The sequence below is a fragment of the Enterobacter sp. BNK-13 genome (genome assembly GCF_048685015.1).
Taxonomy (GTDB): Bacteria; Pseudomonadota; Gammaproteobacteria; order Enterobacterales; family Enterobacteriaceae; genus Enterobacter; species Enterobacter quasiroggenkampii.
Genome location: NZ_JBLQTP010000001.1, coordinates 3,295,859 through 3,313,833, shown reverse-complemented (window position 1 = coordinate 3,313,833; position 17,975 = coordinate 3,295,859). Strand labels below are relative to the sequence as shown.

Annotated in this window: 21 protein-coding genes; 11 read left to right on the top strand and 10 right to left on the bottom strand. The window is 57.7% G+C overall.

Translation table 11 applies throughout. The annotated features are described in order from the left end of the window. Nucleotides 1–2: 2 nt before the first annotated feature. The 4 genes from nrdE to ACMGGQ_RS15930 all read right to left on the bottom strand — a co-directional run bounded on the left by nrdE (nt 3) and on the right by ACMGGQ_RS15930 (nt 3,345). A complete protein-coding gene (gene nrdE, locus ACMGGQ_RS15945; RefSeq protein WP_252074098.1) occupies nt 3–2,147 on the bottom strand; it encodes a class 1b ribonucleoside-diphosphate reductase subunit alpha in 2,145 nt (714 codons plus the stop codon). After that, nucleotides 2,120–2,530, bottom strand: coding sequence for a class Ib ribonucleoside-diphosphate reductase assembly flavoprotein NrdI (gene nrdI, locus ACMGGQ_RS15940; RefSeq protein WP_024907682.1), 411 nt, complete (start codon nt 2,528–2,530; stop codon nt 2,120–2,122). Before nrdI ends, nrdE begins: the two co-directional genes overlap by 28 nt. Beyond that, complete coding sequence (gene nrdH / locus ACMGGQ_RS15935) at nt 2,527–2,766, bottom strand: glutaredoxin-like protein NrdH (RefSeq protein ID WP_008502570.1); 240 nt, start codon at nt 2,764–2,766, stop codon at nt 2,527–2,529. The genes nrdI and nrdH overlap by 4 nt, the downstream gene beginning before the upstream one ends. A gap of 252 nt (nt 2,767–3,018) precedes the next feature. Further along, nucleotides 3,019–3,345 carry a DUF883 domain-containing protein gene (locus ACMGGQ_RS15930; RefSeq protein WP_008502569.1) on the bottom strand — a complete coding sequence of 109 codons (327 nt, stop codon included), beginning with the start codon at nt 3,343–3,345 and terminating at the stop codon, nt 3,019–3,021. Nucleotides 3,346–3,505: 160 nt separating this feature from the next. Between ACMGGQ_RS15930 and ACMGGQ_RS15925 the strand changes: the two genes are divergently transcribed. After that, the gene (locus ACMGGQ_RS15925; RefSeq protein WP_008502568.1) at nt 3,506–3,850 is read left to right on the top strand and encodes a DUF2002 family protein; all 345 of its coding nucleotides are present in this window, start codon (nt 3,506–3,508) and stop codon (nt 3,848–3,850) included. Between the two features lie 32 nt (nt 3,851–3,882). On the opposite strand, the gene alaE is transcribed toward ACMGGQ_RS15925, so the two are convergent. Continuing rightward, nucleotides 3,883–4,332 carry an L-alanine exporter AlaE gene (gene alaE / locus ACMGGQ_RS15920; RefSeq protein ID WP_023617655.1) on the bottom strand — a complete coding sequence of 150 codons (450 nt, stop codon included), beginning with the start codon at nt 4,330–4,332 and terminating at the stop codon, nt 3,883–3,885. Nucleotides 4,333–4,826: 494 nt separating this feature from the next. On the opposite strand from alaE, the gene stpA reads away from it, so the two are divergent. After that, nucleotides 4,827–5,231 (top strand): DNA-binding protein StpA, encoded by a 405-nt coding sequence (gene stpA / locus ACMGGQ_RS15915; RefSeq protein WP_048029252.1) that lies wholly within the window; start codon nt 4,827–4,829, stop codon nt 5,229–5,231. A 38-nt stretch (nt 5,232–5,269) separates the two neighbouring features. Here the strand turns inward: stpA and ACMGGQ_RS15910 are convergent, their stop codons facing one another. From ACMGGQ_RS15910 to ACMGGQ_RS15900, 3 genes are all read right to left on the bottom strand, one after another. Continuing rightward, nucleotides 5,270–5,449 carry a hypothetical protein gene (locus ACMGGQ_RS15910; RefSeq protein ID WP_048029253.1) on the bottom strand — a complete coding sequence of 60 codons (180 nt, stop codon included), beginning with the start codon at nt 5,447–5,449 and terminating at the stop codon, nt 5,270–5,272. A gap of 79 nt (nt 5,450–5,528) precedes the next feature. Then, nucleotides 5,529–6,050: a rhodanese family protein gene (locus ACMGGQ_RS15905; protein ID WP_126533946.1), complete on the bottom strand. Its 522-nt coding sequence runs from the start codon at nt 6,048–6,050 to the stop codon at nt 5,529–5,531. A gap of 9 nt (nt 6,051–6,059) precedes the next feature. Further along, entirely contained in the window at nt 6,060–6,359 is a 300-nt protein-coding gene (locus ACMGGQ_RS15900; RefSeq protein WP_048029255.1) for an ArsR/SmtB family transcription factor, read from the bottom strand. A gap of 181 nt (nt 6,360–6,540) precedes the next feature. Between ACMGGQ_RS15900 and ACMGGQ_RS15895 the strand changes: the two genes are divergently transcribed. Next, nucleotides 6,541–6,699: a YqaE/Pmp3 family membrane protein gene (locus tag ACMGGQ_RS15895; RefSeq protein ID WP_045909293.1), complete on the top strand. Its 159-nt coding sequence runs from the start codon at nt 6,541–6,543 to the stop codon at nt 6,697–6,699. On the opposite strand, the gene ACMGGQ_RS15890 is transcribed toward ACMGGQ_RS15895, so the two are convergent. Continuing rightward, nucleotides 6,696–7,625: a LysR substrate-binding domain-containing protein gene (locus ACMGGQ_RS15890; protein WP_045909292.1), complete on the bottom strand. Its 930-nt coding sequence runs from the start codon at nt 7,623–7,625 to the stop codon at nt 6,696–6,698. The two genes, ACMGGQ_RS15895 and ACMGGQ_RS15890, sit on opposite strands and share 4 nt — an antisense overlap. Before the next feature lie 320 nt (nt 7,626–7,945). On the opposite strand from ACMGGQ_RS15890, the gene ACMGGQ_RS15885 reads away from it, so the two are divergent. From ACMGGQ_RS15885 to ACMGGQ_RS15855, 7 genes are all read left to right on the top strand, one after another. Further along, on the top strand, nt 7,946–8,551 hold the full coding sequence (locus ACMGGQ_RS15885) for an ankyrin repeat domain-containing protein (RefSeq protein ID WP_196352678.1): 606 nt from the start codon (nt 7,946–7,948) through the stop codon (nt 8,549–8,551). A gap of 110 nt (nt 8,552–8,661) precedes the next feature. After that, a complete protein-coding gene (gene fdrA / locus ACMGGQ_RS15880) occupies nt 8,662–10,203 on the top strand; it encodes an acyl-CoA synthetase FdrA (protein WP_420290266.1) in 1,542 nt (513 codons plus the stop codon). Next, a complete protein-coding gene (locus tag ACMGGQ_RS15875) occupies nt 10,203–11,618 on the top strand; it encodes a DUF1116 domain-containing protein (RefSeq protein ID WP_048226633.1) in 1,416 nt (471 codons plus the stop codon). The genes fdrA and ACMGGQ_RS15875 overlap by 1 nt, the downstream gene beginning before the upstream one ends. Nucleotides 11,619–11,629: 11 nt before the next feature. Continuing rightward, nucleotides 11,630–13,183: a hypothetical protein gene (locus ACMGGQ_RS15870; RefSeq protein ID WP_048029260.1), complete on the top strand. Its 1,554-nt coding sequence runs from the start codon at nt 11,630–11,632 to the stop codon at nt 13,181–13,183. Next, entirely contained in the window at nt 13,180–14,136 is a 957-nt protein-coding gene (locus ACMGGQ_RS15865) for a carbamate kinase family protein (protein WP_045909287.1), read from the top strand. The genes ACMGGQ_RS15870 and ACMGGQ_RS15865 overlap by 4 nt, the downstream gene beginning before the upstream one ends. A gap of 1 nt (nt 14,137) precedes the next feature. Further along, the gene (locus ACMGGQ_RS15860) at nt 14,138–15,517 is read left to right on the top strand and encodes an amidohydrolase family protein (protein WP_420290265.1); all 1,380 of its coding nucleotides are present in this window, start codon (nt 14,138–14,140) and stop codon (nt 15,515–15,517) included. Nucleotides 15,518–15,643: 126 nt separating this feature from the next. Continuing rightward, entirely contained in the window at nt 15,644–16,378 is a 735-nt protein-coding gene (locus ACMGGQ_RS15855; protein WP_420290264.1) for a class I SAM-dependent methyltransferase, read from the top strand. Here ACMGGQ_RS15855 and ACMGGQ_RS15850 read toward each other — a convergent pair. Further along, the gene (locus ACMGGQ_RS15850; protein WP_420290263.1) at nt 16,372–16,974 is read right to left on the bottom strand and encodes a short chain dehydrogenase; all 603 of its coding nucleotides are present in this window, start codon (nt 16,972–16,974) and stop codon (nt 16,372–16,374) included. The genes ACMGGQ_RS15855 and ACMGGQ_RS15850 overlap by 7 nt on opposite strands. A gap of 97 nt (nt 16,975–17,071) precedes the next feature. Between ACMGGQ_RS15850 and ACMGGQ_RS15845 the strand changes: the two genes are divergently transcribed. Then, nucleotides 17,072–17,959 carry a LysR substrate-binding domain-containing protein gene (locus ACMGGQ_RS15845; RefSeq protein ID WP_420290262.1) on the top strand — a complete coding sequence of 296 codons (888 nt, stop codon included), beginning with the start codon at nt 17,072–17,074 and terminating at the stop codon, nt 17,957–17,959. Nucleotides 17,960–17,975 lie beyond the last annotated feature (16 nt).

Genomic DNA, 17,975 nt, shown 5'->3' with positions numbered 1-17,975 from the left:
CCTTACAGCGCGCAGGACACGCAGCCTTCAATTTCGGTGCCTTCCAGCGCAAGCTGGCGCAGGCGAATGTAGTAGAGCGTCTTGATTCCTTTCTTCCAGGCGTAGATCTGGGCTTTGTTGATGTCCCGCGTGGTGGCGGTATCCGGGAAGAACAGCGTCAGCGACAGTCCCTGATCCACGTGTTTCGTCGCCTCGGCGTAGGTATCGATGATTTTTTCCGGGCCGATCTCATACGCGTCCTGATACAAAGCCAGGTTCTCATTGGTCATAAACGGGGCAGGGTAGTAAACGCGTCCGGTTTTGCCTTCTTTGCGAATTTCAATTTTCGACACGAGCGGGTGAATGCTCGACGTGGCGTGATTGATGTAGGAGATCGAACCGGTTGGCGGTACGGCCTGCAGGTTCTGGTTGTAGATGCCGTAGCGCATCACATCATCACGCAACTGCTGCCACATCGCGCGCGTCGGCAACACAATTCCGGCGCGAGCAAACAGTTCGCGTACTTTTTCGGTTTTCGGTTGCCAGTCGCCTTCAAGATACGGGCTAAAATACGCTCCGCTGGCGTAGCGGGACTGCTCAAAGCCCGCAAAATGCTGGTTGCGTTCGCGCGCCAGCATCATCGAGGTATGCAGCGCGTGCCAGGTGACGGTGTAAAAATAGAGGTTGGTGAAGTCCAGCCCTTCCGGACTGCCGTAGGCGATGCCCTCCCGCGCCAGATAACCGTGGAGATTCATCTGCCCCAGCCCGATAGCATGCGACGCAGAGTTGCCCGCTTCGATGGACGGCACGCTGCGGATGTGGCTCATGTCCGACACCGCCGTCAGCCCGCGAATGGCGGTTTCTATCGTGCGGCCAAAGTCGGGTGAATCCATGGTGTGGGCGATATTCAGCGACCCGAGGTTGCAGGAGATGTCTTTGCCGATCTCCGCATAGTCCAGATTCTCTTCATAGCCGGACGCGCTGTTGACCTGCAAAATCTCCGAGCACAGGTTGCTCATGTTGATGCGCCCGGCAATCGGGTTCGCGCGGTTTACCGTATCTTCGTACATGATGTACGGATAGCCGGACTCAAACTGAATTTCGGCAAGCGTCTGGAAGAAATCGCGGGCGTTGATATATTTTTTGCGAATGCGCTCGTCGGCTACCAGCACGTCATAAAGTTCGCTGATGGCCACGTCGCCAAAAGCTTTGCCATAGATTCGCTCAACGTCATACGGCGAGAAGAGCGCCATCTCGGCATTCTCTTTGGCCAGTTTAAAGGTGATATCCGGGATCACCACGCCAAGCGACAGGGTTTTGATACGGATTTTTTCGTCGGCGTTTTCGCGCTTGGTATCGAGAAAACGCAGAATGTCCGGATGATGCGCATGCAGGTAAACCGCCCCTGCGCCCTGGCGCGCGCCAAGCTGGTTAGCATAGGAGAACGCATCCTCCAGCATCTTCATCACCGGGATCACGCCGGAGGACTGGTTTTCGATGCGCTTGATCGGCGCGCCCGCTTCGCGCAGGTTAGAGAGCAAAAACGCCACGCCGCCGCCGCGTTTGGAAAGCTGCAGCGCCGAGTTCACCGCGCGGCCAATCGACTCCATATTATCTTCGATACGCAGCAGGAAGCAGGAGACCAGCTCACCGCGCTGGGCTTTGCCGCAGTTGAGAAAGGTAGGCGTGGCGGGCTGGAAGCGGCCGGAGAGGATCTCGTCGGTGAGCTGTTGCGCCAGCGCTTCATCGCCCTGCGCCAGGGTCAGCGCGACCATCACCACGCGATCTTCAAAGCTTTCTAAATAGCGCTTACCATCAAAGGTTTTCAGGGTGTAGCTGGTGTAGAACTTCCACGCGCCAAGGAACGTCTGGAAACGAAAGCCGCTGGCGTGGGCGCGTTCAAACAGCTTCACGACGAAGGCGCGTTCGTAGCGGGTGAGGACGCGCGCATCGTAGTAACCCTCGTTAACCAGGTGGTCGAGACGTTCATCCTGGCTCGTAAAGGTCACGCTGTTGGGCCGCACGTGGGCGGCAAAAAAGGCGTCCACCGCCTCACGGTCTTTATCAAACTGAATGCGTCCCTCCCGGTCATAGAGGTTAAGCATCGCGTTTAATGCGTGGTAATCCGGCGTCGCCTGCATTACCCGTTCTGCGGTTGTCGTTGCCAAAATTCGTTCACTCCTTTACGCACGTTTTCGACGTCCTGCTGCGTCCCCATCAGCTCAAAGCGATAGAGATACGGCACGCCGCATTTTTGAGAGATGACATCTCCGGCGCGGCCAAAGGCGTCGCCGAAATTGCGATTCCCCGCCGCAATGACGCCGCGGATCAGCTCCCGGTTATGAGGATCGTTCAGAAAGCGGATCACCTGGCGAGGCACTGCGCCCGCCGTGCCGCCTCCGCCATAGCTGGGCACCACCAGAATGTAAGGTTCCTCTACCCGGATCCGCTCCCGCTCGTTAAGCGGAATGCGCACCGCAGGCAGCCCGACGCGCTCAATAAAACGGAGCGTGTTTTCCGAGCTGCTGGAGAAGAACACCAGTCTGCTCATGCCCGTGCGGCCTGCGCGGCGATGCGGTTGATCATGTCCGGGCGGAAGCCAGACCAGCTGGTCTCCCCGGCCACCACCACCGGAAGCTGACGGAAACCCTGCGCGCGAAGGGTATCGGCGGCCTCGGGCTGCTGGTCAATATTCACCATCTCAAACGCCACGCCGCGGCTTTCCATCGCCCGTTTAGTTGCGTGGCACTGAACACAATCGTTACGAGTGTAAATAATAATGCTCATGATTCGTATTTCCATTTAAAATGAGAGAACGGCGCGAATCATCGCGTCAGGTTGTGTGTGTCTTGCTAAAAGGAATACTAGATGTAGTTGTCTTAAGTTTCAACCATACAAGATATGGGAAATTCAGATTGATGTTGTCCCGATGATGAGCTCAGCGGGGCAGGGCAGGCTATACGGGTTTTACAGCCGAGAAGGCAAAGAAAAGCCCCGGCAGCCACTGACCACCGGGGCAGATAACGGTGCGTGAGCGGGTTATTTGCGCAGGCTAAGCAGAGCGCCCACAAAGATACCGACTGCCGCTACCGTGCCGAGCGTACAGAGCGGCTTCTCGCGCACGAAGGTCGTTGCGCAGCTGACCGCATCGCAGGCAGCCTGTGTCGTACGCGTGCGGCCGTTTAAGCGCGCGCGGGTTTCACGGAGCAGAGACTGAGCCTTACGTTTTGCGGCATCCGCTTCGTCCTTCGCGTCACTTCCCCAGGATTTCAGCACCTCTTCCAGCGTGTCCGCTAATTGGCTGACATCATTACGAATATCCTGCGCATCGTCATTAATATCGTTTCGGTTCGGTCTGTTAAACATACGATCCTCCGTAATTTTGCGTTCCCGTTCAGTTTAGTTCAGAAATTTAATATCTGAAGCGCATCACGCGTTATCCGGCAGTTTATGGACTATTCTGAAAGCCCTGCTAATGCTGAATACTGTAAGGTTGCCGGGCAGGAAAAGATAACGAGGAAAAGATATGTATTTACGACCTGATGAGGTGGCGCGCGTTCTTGAAAAAGAGGGATTCACCATGGATGAGGTGACACCAAAAGCGTATGGATATCGCCGTGGCGAGAATTATGTTTACGTTAATCGTGAAGCAAGAATGGGACGTACCGCTCTCATTATTCACCCGACGCTGAAAGACAGAAGTCTGTCATTTGCTGAGCCTGCCTCGGATATTAAAACCTGCGATCACTATCAGCAATTTCCGCTCTATTTAGGCGGAGAGACGCATGAGCATTATGGTATTCCGCATGGTTTCAGCTCGCGTATGGCGCTGGAACGGTTTTTGAAGGGACTGTTTGGCGACGTACAGTAAATTTGCGACTGGCATGCGCCAGTCGCTTCATATCACGCTTTTGCCTGGCTGTACTGGCTGACCTTAAACAGGCGGCGACAGTAGTCGAGGAAATAGCCGTACACCGCCCCCATCAGCATTGAAATCACAATATTCGAACTGACCGCCGCAGCGATCTGGTGCCAGTCCGCGCCCACCGTCAGCAGAATAGCCACGTAAACCGGCGACTGGAACGTCACATAGGCCAGAACGTCCGCCAGGTTTTTCACCCAGCCTGCGGGGCTGATACGACGTGCGAAACGCATGACGGCATCGCGGTATAAGCCGTAAGGCCATGCAATAATAATATTGACCGGGATCGCCACCAGACGAGAAGAAAGTGACTGCTCGAAGGTCATTCCGGAGAGGAATATTTCGATCAGCATGTTCACAACGGAACAGTAGACAACCATCGCGAAAGTATCCGCCACTGCATGGCGAAGGCGTGATTGCGGTGAGAACATGTCTGAACTCCTTGAGAAGAACACAAAAGAAACGATTTTCCCGAAGCGATTAGTGCTTTAGGTTGGTTTGTTTGACGTGTATAGCGTATATCTCTATGTTTGAACTAACAACTAGTGATTAATTTTTATTTAAACGCGTTTTGTCCACAAAATTCTCTAAAATTGATGGTTTTTTGTTCGCTTCGTTATAATGTGTCTCGTGTGATGATTTTCTAATGTAAATCAGTTGGTTGTGTCTCGTCTCACTGACGAAGGCTTCAACCCGCTTTTGGACAGCGCAGGATGCTGAAATTTTGATTAAGGATTACCATTTATATTGATGGGGTGAATGAATCCATGCGTATCCCACAGGCGTTATAAGATAATATTAACGGTGGCAGTAAAACATATTTACGCTATTGGCAGGGTCGCCCCGCGGGTAGATATTTCAACGGAAATGAATTATTCTGTCGGTGATTTATCTATTTACCCTAAAGAGAAGGTTTTCAAATAATATGTCTTTGACGTTACAGAATCTTAATAATATCCGAACTCTGCGCGCCATGGCACGCGAATTATCCCTGGACGTTCTTGAGGAAATGCTGGAAAAGGTCAGGGTCGTTGCTGAAGAGAAACGTAGTGAGCTGGCGGAATTAGAGCAGCAGCGGGCTGAGCAGCAGGAGAAAATTAATGCCCTGCTGGAACGAATGAAAGCCGATGGTATTTCACCGACCGATCTGCTGGGCTCTGAACTGGGGCAGGCGGGTAAGCCAGTGAAAAAGCGCAAGCCGCGTGATGCCAAATATCGCTTTATTGACCAGAACGGTGAAGAGAAAACGTGGACCGGCCAGGGCCGCACGCCGAAGCCTATTGCCAGCGCGCTGGCAAACGGCAAATCACTGGAAGATTTTCTGATCTAAACAGGTAAACCGGGCGGAACACACCGCCCGGCATTTTTTCAGCAGACGCCGAAATCACCGTCTTCAGTATACGGCGCCAGATCGGCCGCTTTCAGGGTATATTTCTCGCCTTGCTCATTGCTGGCCTGTACCGCCACAACGCTGTCACCATTCACTTCAAGCACTTTCAGCTTCGGGCCGCCTTTACGCGGTTGTACATAATCACCGACAGAAAACATATTACCTCCTCATCGTTTTAGCGATCTTCACCTTAGCCCACGTATGACGGCGGGTACAGCGTATTTCAGCGATTACTGCTTATGAGGTACGACGGTTCCAGGGCATCACCTTGAGCAGCCTCGCCATGCCGCAAAAACCGGTCACACCGGCGAACAGCAGCCCGGCTCCTACGAAGCCGCTGAGCAGGAAAAAGCCGCCGGAGACGCTATAGCCGAGCACCACGCCGCAGAGAATGAGCAGCCCGGCGGCAATTTGCACCTGACGCATCAGCGGCAGCGGCTGGGTTTTGTCTTCGACAGTCTGCAGACCCGCCTGCTTCCAGCCCTGAATGCCCCCTTCGACCACCAGTGCCTGAGCGAGGGCGGCGGCCTGCGCAAGGCGTTCGGCATTGCCTGAGGTGCGGGCGCCAGACTGGCAGTGAAAAATCACCGTTTCGCCCGCGTGCGTTTTAAGTCCACCGGGTAAGGTATCCAGCGGCATGGACTGCGCGGCGGGAATATGCTCGCGGGCGTACTCGTCGGCATCACGAATATCAATCAGCTTTGCACCTTCAGCGATGCGGGCGCTGGCCTCGCGCGGCGAAATAAGGGGAAGTGACATGGCGGCTCCTTACGGGCAATAAAGGGTTTTCAGGGTGCTGATGAGCTGATGCACCGCATCGTTTTTAATGAAATAGCGAATGCGCTGCGCCTCGCGGGTACTGTCAATCAGACCTTCCTCACGCATGCGCGCCAGATGCTGCGACGTGGCGGAAGGGCTCAGCCCCGTCGCGCGGGCCAGTTCCCCCGCGCTGGTGCCGGGGGCGCCGCACAGCGTGCAGAGGATCAGCAGGCGACGCGGATTGCTCATCGCTTTTAAAAGGTTTGCGGCCTGCTCTGCGCTGGCCTGAAGCTGTTCGAGTTCGGTCATGATAGTTTAGTATTTGCTTAATTAAGTTAATGCTAAAGTAATTGTGCGCATTACGCCAGCGTCAAAAGCGTAAAAGAGGGTAAACGCGGGGGAGAGAACTGGCGCAGACAGGTAAACTGGCTATGCTTAGAGATAGTTCTCTTTATTATTTTCAATGGATTAGCTTGCACGGAGTTTTGATATGGGTTTTTGGCGTATTGTTTTTACCATCCTGTTGCCGCCGCTGGGCGTGCTGTTGGGCAAAGGTTTCGGCTGGGCGTTTATTATCAACATTATTCTGACGCTGCTGGGCTACATCCCAGGTCTTATCCACGCTTTCTGGGTTCAGAGTAAGAGCTAAGCACGCCAGAGTAAGTCGCTGTAGATCCCGGTCAGCACGCCCTGGGGGCCAAACTGCTGTTTGATCCAGCGCGTGACCTGGCCGGTCGCGGCATGCTGCGTGGCGAGCAGCATGCGAGAATCCTGACGCGGGTTATTGATACGCCGCGTCACCAGCAGCCCGTCTTCCACCGCTTCCCGCGCCATATACTCCGGTAAAAAACCTATCCCTTCGCCCAGAATCTGACACTGGCATTTGGTATTAAAGTCCGGCACCAGAATCGCCTCCTGTCCGTGTAGCAGCCAGCCCACCTTCTTGTTAATGGTGTGCGCGGTATCTTCCACCATGATGTTGGGGTACAGGCGCAGCTGGCTTTCCGCTATCGGTTCCGGAACGAACGCCAGCGGGTGCGCCGGCGCGATGGCGAACACCCAGCGAATGGCGCCGATCTCGGTGTAGTCAATTCCGCCGCCGTCGAGCAGCGTGTCCGGTGCGCCAATGGCGATATTGGCCTGGTTGTTGATAATGGAGTCCCATACGCCGTTATAGACCTCGGTGGTGACGGTGATCTGGCAGGTGGGAAACTGCTTTTTCAGCACCTGCAGCAGCCGCGCCGTATGGCGCGGCGTATACAACAGCTGGTTGATACAGATGCGCACCCGCGCCTCGATGCCCTGTGAGATGGTATCAATCCCGCGCTTGATGGCGTGAAAGTCGTTAAGCAGGTCGGTGGCTTTGCGGTAAAAGTAAAAGCCGGACTCGGTCAGTTCAATGCTGCGCGTGTTACGCACGAACAGCACCACGTCCAGCCCGGTCTCCATGCGCTTAATGGTGTAGCTGATGGCAGAGGTGGTGACGCCCAGTTCGGCGGCGGCTTTGCTGAAGCTGCCAAAGCGGGCGGCGGTGGTGAAGGCCAGCAGGTTCTCTTCGGTAAAGATGGAATTCATATCACGGCTCCGTCAGACATCAGTTTTGAACATATTTTAACAACGCTGTTACAACGCATTTGAAGCCGATCACAGTTCTGACGCTTTGCCGAAAGCCCTGGTGCATAAGGCTTTATCAGACATAAGCATAATGCGTTTTGACGCGCTAAAAAGCGGTTAAACATAAGAAAAAGGTTGCACAGACGCACGTTTTGACCGAACTGTTGAATTTAACTCAACAATGAATTGACTGTCGATGAATCATTTTTAAGCGGATTCTTTTATGACCAGGCTGTTGCTATTCTCAGGTCAACAGAAAGAAAAACATCGGGAGTCTGAATATGTCTGCAACTGAACTGGTTACGGAATTTCTGCTGGCGGCAGAAGAGGGCAATAGCGATGCGCTAAAAGCCTGTCTGGAGAAAGGCGTGGATATTAACGCCACTAACCGCCAGAAAAGAACCGCCGTTACGATTGCCAGCCTGAAAAAACACTATTCCTGCGTAGAATTTTTAATTGCCGCCGGGGCAGATATTGATAAACAGGATCAGACCTGCTTTAACCCTTTCCTCATTAGCTGCCTGACCAATGATTTAACCCTCCTGCGGCTGGTATTACCCGCGAATCCGGATCTCGACCGCCTGACGCGTTTTGGCGGCGTGGGCATTACGCCTGCCAGTGAAAAAGGGCACGTGGAGATCGTGCGCGAGCTGCTGGAAAAAACCGATATCAACGTTAACCACACCAACTTTGTCGGCTGGACGCCGCTGCTGGAAGCCATCGTGTTAAACGACGGCGGCGAAAAGCAGCAGGCGATCGTGAAGCTGCTGCTGGATCACGGCGCGAACCCGCATATGACCGACAAATACGGCAAAACCCCGCTCGAACTGGCGCGGGAGAAAGGCTTCACTGAGATTGCCGACCTGCTGCTGGCGGCGGGCGCGTAAAACGATCGGTCAGCCCGTTCCGGCTGGCCGCTAATTAAATAAAGCATTTTTTACCGACGTGCATTTTGCACGACGGCGGCCCCCCTTTTATCCGCGAACAGGTGCAAATAATGCCAACGAAAATCGTGATTAAAAAGAACACCTATTTTGACTCCGTGTCATTAATGTCCGTTTCCACTAAAGCCAATAAATTGCCGGGCGTTGAACAGGCCTTTGTCGCCATGGCAACGGAAATGAATAAGGGCGTATTAAAAAACCTCGGGCTGTTAACGCCGGAATTAAATGAGGCGAAAAACGGCGACCTGATGATCGTCATTAAAGGCGACGCGGCGAATGATGAAACGCTGGCCGCTATTGAAGCGCTGTTCACGCGTAAAGAGAGCGCGGGCTCCCATGAAGCGCGCTACGCGACGATTGCCAGCGCCAAAACCCATCGCCCGGACAGCAACCTTGCGGTGATTTCCGTCAACGGCACCTTCGCCGCCCGCGAGGCGCGTCAGGCGCTGGAAAACGATCTCAACGTGATGCTCTTCTCCGATAACGTCTCGCTCGACGACGAGCTGGCGCTGAAGCAGCTGGCGCACCAGAAAGGACTGCTGATGATGGGGCCGGACTGCGGCACCGCCATCATCAACGGCGCGGGACTGTGCTTCGCCAACGCGGTGCGCCGCGGCTCGATTGGCATTGTCGGCGCATCCGGCACCGGCAGCCAGGAGCTGAGCGTGCGCATCCATGAATTCGGCGGCGGCGTGTCGCAGCTGATTGGCACCGGCGGGCGCGATCTCAGCGAGAAAATTGGCGGACTGATGATGCTCGACGCCATCGACATGCTGGAAGCCGACGAGGGCACCCAGGTTATCGCGCTGATCTCCAAACCAGCGGCTCCTGCCGTGGCAGAAAAGGTACTGGCCCGCGCCAGAGCCTGCCGCAAGCCGGTGGTTGTTTGCTTCCTCGGCCGCAATGAACCGCCCGCCGATGAGGACGGACTGCAGTTCGCGCGCGGCACCAAAGAGGCGGCGCTGAAGGCCGTTTTGCTCACCGGCATCAAAAAAGATTCCCTTGATCTGCATCCGCTCAACTGGCCATTGATTGAAGAGGTGCGCGCCCGCCTGACCCCGCAGCAGAAGTACATTCGCGGCCTGTTCTGCGGCGGCACCCTGTGCGACGAGGCGATGTTTGCCGCGCTGGAGAAGTTCGACGACGTGTACAGCAATATCCAGCCGGATCCCGCTAAACGCCTGCCGGACGTCAGCGTCAGTAAAGCCCACACCTTCCTCGACTTTGGCGACGACGATTTCACCAACGGCAAGCCGCATCCGATGATCGACCCGACCAACCGCATCAGCCGCCTGCAGCAGGAGGCGCGCGATCCGGAAGTGGGCGTCATCGTGATGGACTTTGTGCTGGGCTTCGGCGCGCACGAGGATCCGGTGGGGGTGATGATCGACGCGATCAAAGAGGCGCAGGCCATCGCGAAGGCCGATAACCGTCCGCTTGAGATCCTCGGATACGTGCTCGGCACCGATCAGGATCCGCAGTCGCTGGCGCAGCAGTGCCAGATGCTGACCGACGCAGGCGTCATCTGGGCCAGCAGCAGCACCAATACCGGATTACTGGCACGCGAATTTGTCTGCAAAGGGGAGAACGCATAATGACCACCTTATTTAACCAGCCGCTGAACGTCATTAACGTGGGTATCGCGATGTTCAGCGACGATCTTAAAAAGCAGCACGTTCCCGTGACCCAGCTTGACTGGACGCCGCCGGGGCAGGGCAATATGCAGGTGGTTGAAGCGCTGGATCAGCTGGCGGAAAAACCGCTGGCGGAGAAGATCGCCGCCGCCAACCAAATCGCGCTTGAGCGCATTATCCAGTCCCATCCGGTGCTGGTGGGCTATGACCAGGCGATTAACGTTGTGCCGGGGATGACCCGCACCACCATTCTGCACGCTGGTCCGCCTGTCTCCTGGGAAAACATGTGCGGCGCGATGAAAGGCGCGGTCACCGGTGCGCTGGTGTTTGAAGGGCTGGCGAAAGATCTGGACGACGCGGCACGGCTTGCCGCCTCAGGGGAGATCACCTTCTCGCCATGCCACGAGCATGACTGCGTGGGCTCCATGGCGGGCGTCACCTCCGCGTCGATGTTTATGCACATTGTTGAGAACAAAACCTACGGCAACCGAGCCTTCACCAACCTCAGCGAGCAGATGGCGAAGATCCTGCGCATGGGCGCCAACGACCAGAGCGTCATCGACCGCCTGAACTGGATGCGCGATGTGCTCGGCCCGATGCTGCGCGACGCGATGAAGATTATCGGCGAAATCGACCTGCGCCTGATGCTGGCCCAGGCGCTGCACATGGGCGATGAGTGCCACAACCGCAACAATGCGGGCACCACGCTGCTGATCCAGGCGCTGACCCCGGGGCTGATCCAGGCGGGCTATCCGGTTGAGCAGCAGCGCGAGGTATTTGAGTTTGTCGCCAGCAGCGACTACTTCTCCGGCCCGACGTGGATGGCGATGTGTAAAGCCGCCCTGGACGCCGCCCACGGCATTGAATACAGCACCGTGGTTACCACCATGGCGCGTAACGGCTACGAGTTCGGCCTGCGCATTTCCGGCCTGCCGGGGCAGTGGTTCACCGGCCCGGCGCAGCAGGTGATCGGCCCGATGTTCGCGGGCTATAAGCCGGAAGACTCCGGGCTGGATATCGGCGACAGCGCGATCACCGAAACCTACGGCATCGGCGGCTTTGCGATGGCGACGGCCCCGGCGATCGTCGCTCTGGTGGGCGGCACGGTGGAGGAAGCTATCGACTTCTCCCGCCAGATGCGTGAAATCACCCTCGGCGAAAACCCGAACGTCACCATTCCCCTGCTCTCGTTTATGGGGATCCCGACCGCCATCGACATCACCAGAGTCGCCGGCAGCGGCATTCTGCCGGTGATTAACACCGCCATTGCCCACAAAGACGCGGGCATCGGCATGATAGGGGCGGGCATCGTTCACCCACCGTTTAGCTGTTTTGAAAAGGCGCTGTTGACCTTCCGCGATCGCTACTTTTTATAAGGCATGCATCCATGAAAAACATGAAACTGGAGTGGAAAAGAGGTGACTGGGCGGCGTATTTCGGGTTGATGACCAACAACCTGACCAATTTGCTGACCATGATGGGGTTGCTCATTTTTGTCGTCGGCATCCCGAAGGAGATTGTTTATGGACGCATTGCGCCAGCCTTCGGGCTGGCGGTGCTGACCGCGAGTATTTGCTACGCCTGGTTTGGCATGCAGATGGCGCGCCAGACCGGGCGCACGGACGTCACCGCGCTGCCGTCCGGCCCCAGCGCGCCGTCTATTTTTACCGTAACCTTCCTGGTGCTGATGCCGGTCTATCAGCAGACCGGTGATGCGGAGTTCGCTATCCAGATTGGCCTGGTGTGGTGCTTCGTGGAGGCGATGATCCTGGCGGGTGGCTCGTTTTTAGGGGAAACCATCCGCAAGATGATCCCGCGTACCGTGCTGCTGTCGTGCCTGTCCGGTTTGGGTCTGCTGCTGCTGGCGATGAACCCGATGCTGCAGGCGTTCGAGGCGCCGACCGTGTCGTTTATCGTGCTGCTGCTGATTTTCATCAACTGGTTCGGTAAAAAGCCGATCTTTGCCCGCATCCCAACCGGATTGCTGCTGCTGATTGCCGGCACGGCCCTGGCGTGGATCTCCGGCCTGCAGAGCCCGGAGGCGATTAAAGCTTCCATGTCATCCTTCGGCTTTAACCCGCCGCAGGTGCACGTGGAAGGTTTCCTGCAGGGGCTGCCGCACGCGCTGCCGTATCTCGCCTCTGCCGTACCTCTGGGTCTGGCGAACTACATCTTTGACCTGGAGAACATCGAAAGCGCCCACGCGGCGGGGGATGAATACCCGACGCGTAAAGTCATGCTGGCAAACGGTCTGGCCTCCATGCTCGGCTGCCTCATGGGGAACCCGTTCCCGGTGACGGTCTACGTCGGCCATCCCGGCTGGAAAGCGATGGGCGCGAGCATCGGCTACACGCTGGCTTCCGGCGTGACCATGTTCATCGTGCCGCTGTTCGGGCTGGGGGCGTTTATGCTCGCCATCATTCCGATGACTGCCATCGTGCCGATTCTGGTGTTTATCGGCGTGGTCACCGCCAACCAGGTGGTGAGGGAAACGCCGAAGGTGGAAGTGCCCGTGATCTTCATCTGTCTGTTCCCGTGGATCGCCAACTGGGCGCTGACCATGATGAACAGCGTGATGGGCGCGGCGGGCACCAATGCCGCCAACATCGGTACCGACGTGCTGCACAGCAAAGGGATCTACTACGAAGGATTAGTCCATCTGGGGAACGGGGCACCGCTCGCCAGCATGCTGTGGGGCTGTATCGCCATTTTCGCCATCATCAACAAACCGCTGCGCGGTGCTGTGGCTGCGGCGGGCGGGGCGCTGCTGGCGCTGTTCGGGGTGATCCACGCTCCGGTCGTGGGCTTTGCCGAAGGCAGTTCGCTGATGTTCGTCACTGCGTATCTGATGATGGGCGGCATGTTTGTGGTGAAGCATGTGCTGGATAGCCGTGAAGCGGCGAGCGCTGAGCCGGGTACTGTTGCGAAGGAGCACGTATGAAAGAGCTTATGGTCGTCGCCATTGGCGGCAACAGCATTATCAAAGACAACGCCAGCCAGTCGGTTGAACATCAGGCGCAGGCGGTAAAAGCGGTGGCAGAGTCCGTGCTGGAAATGCTGGCTTCCGACTATGACATCGTGCTTACCCACGGCAACGGCCCTCAGGTGGGGCTGGATCTGCGCCGGGCTGAAATTGCCCACGAGCGGGAGGGGCTTCCCCTCACGCCACTGGCAAACTGCGTGGCGGACACCCAGGGCGGCATCGGCTACCTGATCCAGCAGGCGCTAAACAACCGCCTGGCCGCGCGCGGGGAGCAAAAAGCAGTTACGGTCGTCACGCAGGTGGAAGTGGATAAAAACGATCCCGGTTTTACGCACCCGACGAAACCGATCGGCGCGTTCTTCAGCGAGGCGCAGCGCGACGAACTGCAGCGCGCGCACCCGGACTGGCACTTTGTTGAGGATTCGGGCCGGGGATATCGTCGCGTGGTGGCCTCTCCGCAGCCGCTGCGCATTGTCGAGGCCGATGCGATCAAGACCCTGACGCAAAAAGGCTTCGTGGTGATCGGCGCGGGCGGGGGCGGTATTCCCGTGGTGCGCTCGGCGCAGGGCGATTACCAGAGCGTCGACGCGGTGATTGATAAAGATCTCTCCACCGCGCTGCTGGCGCGCGAGATCCACGCCGACGTGCTGGTGATTACCACCGGCGTGGAAAAGGTGTGCGTCAACTTCGGCAAGCCAAACCAGCAGGCGCTGGACACCGTCAACGTAGCGGAGATGACGCGCTACAGGGAAGAAGGTCATTTCCCGGCGGGCAGCATGCTGCCCAAAATCGTCGCCTCGCTGGAATTTTTACACCACGGTGGCAAGCGGGTGATCATCACCTCGCCAGACTGCCTGCCCGCCGCGCTGCGCGGGGAAACCGGTACCCATATTGTGAATGAAGGAAGATAAGATGAGTGAAAACAAAAGCCGCCGTGAATTTATCAGCCAGAGCGGCAAAATGGTGACCGCCTGCGCGCTGTTTGGCGCGACCGGATCCGTCGCGTATGCTGCTGACTCCGCAAAGCCACTCTGCGAGACCGGTAAATCTATGAATATCACCGCGAAACATTACTATCTGGACAACGTGCTGCTCGAAGCCGGGTTTAACTTCGACGGCGGCGTGGCGACGAGCACCCGTACCGAGCTGAAAACGCTGGAGATCAAGGACGGGAAGATCGTCGCCCTGCACGACAACAAGCGCCACGCCGACGCCACGCTGCCGCACTACGATGCGGGCAACAAGCTGATGCTCCCGGCAATGCGCGACATGCACATCCACCTGGATAAAACTTTCTACGGCGGCCCGTGGCGATCGCTCAACCGCCCGGCGGGCACCACGATTCAGGATATGATCCGCCTGGAACAGAAGCTGTTGCCTGAGCTGCAGCCCTACACCCAGGAGCGTGCGGAAAAGCTGATCGACCTGATCCAGTCGAAAGGCTCCACCATCGCCCGCAGCCATTGCAACATTGAGCCGGTTTCCGGTCTGAAAAACCTGGAAAACTTGCAGGCGGTCCTGGCGCGCCGCAAACCTGGTTTTGACTGCGAAATCGTCGCCTTCCCGCAGCACGGGCTGCTGCTGTCGAATTCTGAAAAGCTGATGCGCGAGGCGATGCAGGCCGGGGCGCACTACGTGGGCGGGCTGGACCCGACCAACGTCGACGGCGCGATGGAGAAATCTCTCGATCTGATGTTCCAGATTGCGCTGGACTACGACAAAGGGGTGGACATTCACCTGCACGAAACCAGCCCGGCGGGCGTGGCGGCGGTGAACTACATGGTCGAAACCGTGGAGAAAACGCCGGCGTTGAAGGGGAAACTCACCATCAGCCACGCCTTCGCGCTGGCGACGCTCAACGAACAGCAGGTGGATGAGATCGCCACCCGCATGGCGGCGCAGCAGGTGACCATCGCCTCTACCGTGCCGATTGGCACCCTGCATATGCCGCTGAAGCAGTTGCGGGACAAGGGCGTGTTTGTGATGACCGGCACCGACAGCGTGATCGACCACTGGTCGCCGTACGGTCTGGGGGACATGCTGGAGAAAGCCAATCTTTACGCCCAGCTCTACATCCGCCCGAACGAGCAGACGCTCTCCCGCGCGCTGGGGATTGCGACCGGCGACGTGCTGCCGCTGAACGACAAAGGGGAGCGCGTGTGGCCGAAAGCGCAGGATGACGCCAGCTTTGTGCTGGTGGACGCCTCCTGTTCCGCCGAAGCCGTGGCGCGCATTTCCCCGCGTACCGCAACGTTCCATAAAGGAAATCTGGTCTGGGGTACGGTGGGCTAAAAGCGAGCCGGGTGGCGGCTTCGCTTACCCGGCCTACGGTTCGGAGATTTTGTAGGTCGGGTAAGGCGAAGCCGCCACCCGACAATGCAGTATACTGCTGTGCACATTCTTAAAGAGGGATCTGCCATGGCACAAAACATCTACGACAACCCGGCGTTTTTTGAAGGCTACGCCAAGCTTCCGCGTTCGGTGCAGGGTCTGGACGGCGCGCCGGAGTGGCCTGCACTAAAAAGCATGCTACCGGATTTAACCGGTAAATCGGTTGTCGATCTCGGCTGCGGCTACGGCTGGTTCTGCCGCGCCGTGCGCGAGCTGGGCGCTGCTGACGTCACGGGGGTCGATATCTCAGAAAAGATGCTCGCCCGCGCGGCTGAACTGACTGACGACGCACGGATTCACTATCAGCGTAGCGATCTGGAATCACTTAAGCTCAACGAGAACAGCCTCGATCTGGTCTACAGCTCGCTGGCGCTGCACTACCTGCCGGAGCTGGATACCCTGTTTGCGAAGGTTCAGCGCGCGCTTAAGCCCGGCGGCAGCCTGGTCTTTTCGATGGAACACCCGATTTACACCTGCGCCTCGCGTCAGGGCTGGCTGACCGACGATAACGGCGAGCGGTTCTGGGGCGTGAATCATTATCAGGACGAAGGCCAGCGCGTCAGCAACTGGCTGGCGGATGGGGTGATCAAATACCACCGCACGCTGGGCACCACGCTTAACGCGCTCATCAGGGCCGGATTAACGATAAGCAACGTCAACGAGTGGGGACCAACGCAGGCGCAGGTTGACGTCTGGCCCGCGCTGGCCGAGGAGGCGGAGCGCCCGATGCTGGTGCTGATCGCCGCCCGCAAGGATCAGTAGCCGACCTTGTATACGCGCCCGGTCTGCACGCCTTCCACGCTGCGACGATAGGCTTGCGCCACCGTGGCGGCAGGCACGCTTTCGAAGCCCGGGAAGAAGCCATCGTACGTGTCGACCGATTCGGTGAGCACCGTCGGGCTGATCAGGTTGATGCGGATCCCGCGCGGCAGTTCGCAGGCTGCGGCGCGAACAAACCCTTCCAGCGCGGCATTCACCGTGGTGGCGTTTACGCCCTGCGCAATCGGCTCGTGTGCCACGACCCCGCTTATCAACGTAATCGAGCCGCCTTCATTCAGGTAGTGCTGGCCGGTCAGCGCCAGGCGCACCTGCCCGAGCAGTTTATCCTGCAGGCCCTGGTTAAAGTCGCTGTCTTTCATGGTCGCGAGCGGGCCGAAGTAGAGGCCACCGCTGGCGGACACAATCGCATCCACCTGGCCGATTTTCTCGAAGAGCGCCTGAACGCTTGACTGCGAGGTGATATCCACCTGCTCGTCGCCCTGCGTGCGACCGACGCGGATGACCTCGTGGCGACGACTCAGCTCTTCCGTTACCGCACAACCGACCGTACCGCTGGCACCAATAATGACGATTTTCATAGCCGACTCCTTATGTTGTGAGCCTTCATTCTTTAATAAATTAAAATGCGGATAAACTGGGCTAAAGTTAGAAGATTGCTAACCAGAGGTTTGGAATATGGATAAGCTCCGCAGCATGGAGACGTTTATTGCCGTGGTGGAAAGCGGCAGCTTCACCGGTGCGGCGGCACGGCTGGAGATGTCGGCGGTGATGGTGGGCAAGTACGTTGCGCTGCTGGAATCCCAGCTTGGCACCCGCCTGCTGGAGCGTAACACGCGACGCCAAAGCCTGACGGATGCCGGACGGGTCTATTTCGACGAGGCGAAGCGGGTGCTGGAGCAGGTCATGATTGCCGAAAGCGCGGTTGAACGGCTGCGCGCCGCGCCGTCTGGCACCCTGCGCGTCACGGCGCCCACGTCGTTTGGCGGCTGCATGATCGCCCCGCTCACGGCCACCTTTTTGCAGCGCTACCCGGAGGTACGCATCGAGCTGGATCTCACCAACCGGATGGTCGATCTGGTGGAGGAGGGCGTCGATCTGGCCATTCGCATTGGCGACGTTCGCAACGACGATCTGGTGGCGAAATACCTGTGCCCCTACAACATGGTGATCTGCGCCGCACCGGACTATTTAGCGCGACACGGCACGCCGCAAACGCCAGACGATCTGGTGGATCATCTCTGTCTTTCGCACACGGTGTGGACGGCACGCAACGAGTGGCGGCTGCCGGGCGTGGAAGGGGAGGTGCGCTGGAAACGGGATGCCGTATTACGGTGCAACGACGGCTACGGCTTACGCATGGCGGCGCGAGCCGGGGCGGGGCTGTTGCTGCAACCGGAAGTGCTGGTGGCGGAAGAACTGGCAAGCGGCAGACTGGTGCGGGTAATGGAACCGTTCACGCCCGCGCCAAGGCCTGTGCATCTACTGTGGCGCCAGGATTTGCGGCCACTGCCTAAGCTGACGGAATTTATCGCCCATATTCTGCTAAGATTGAGCACACTATAAAAACAGAAGGTAAGCA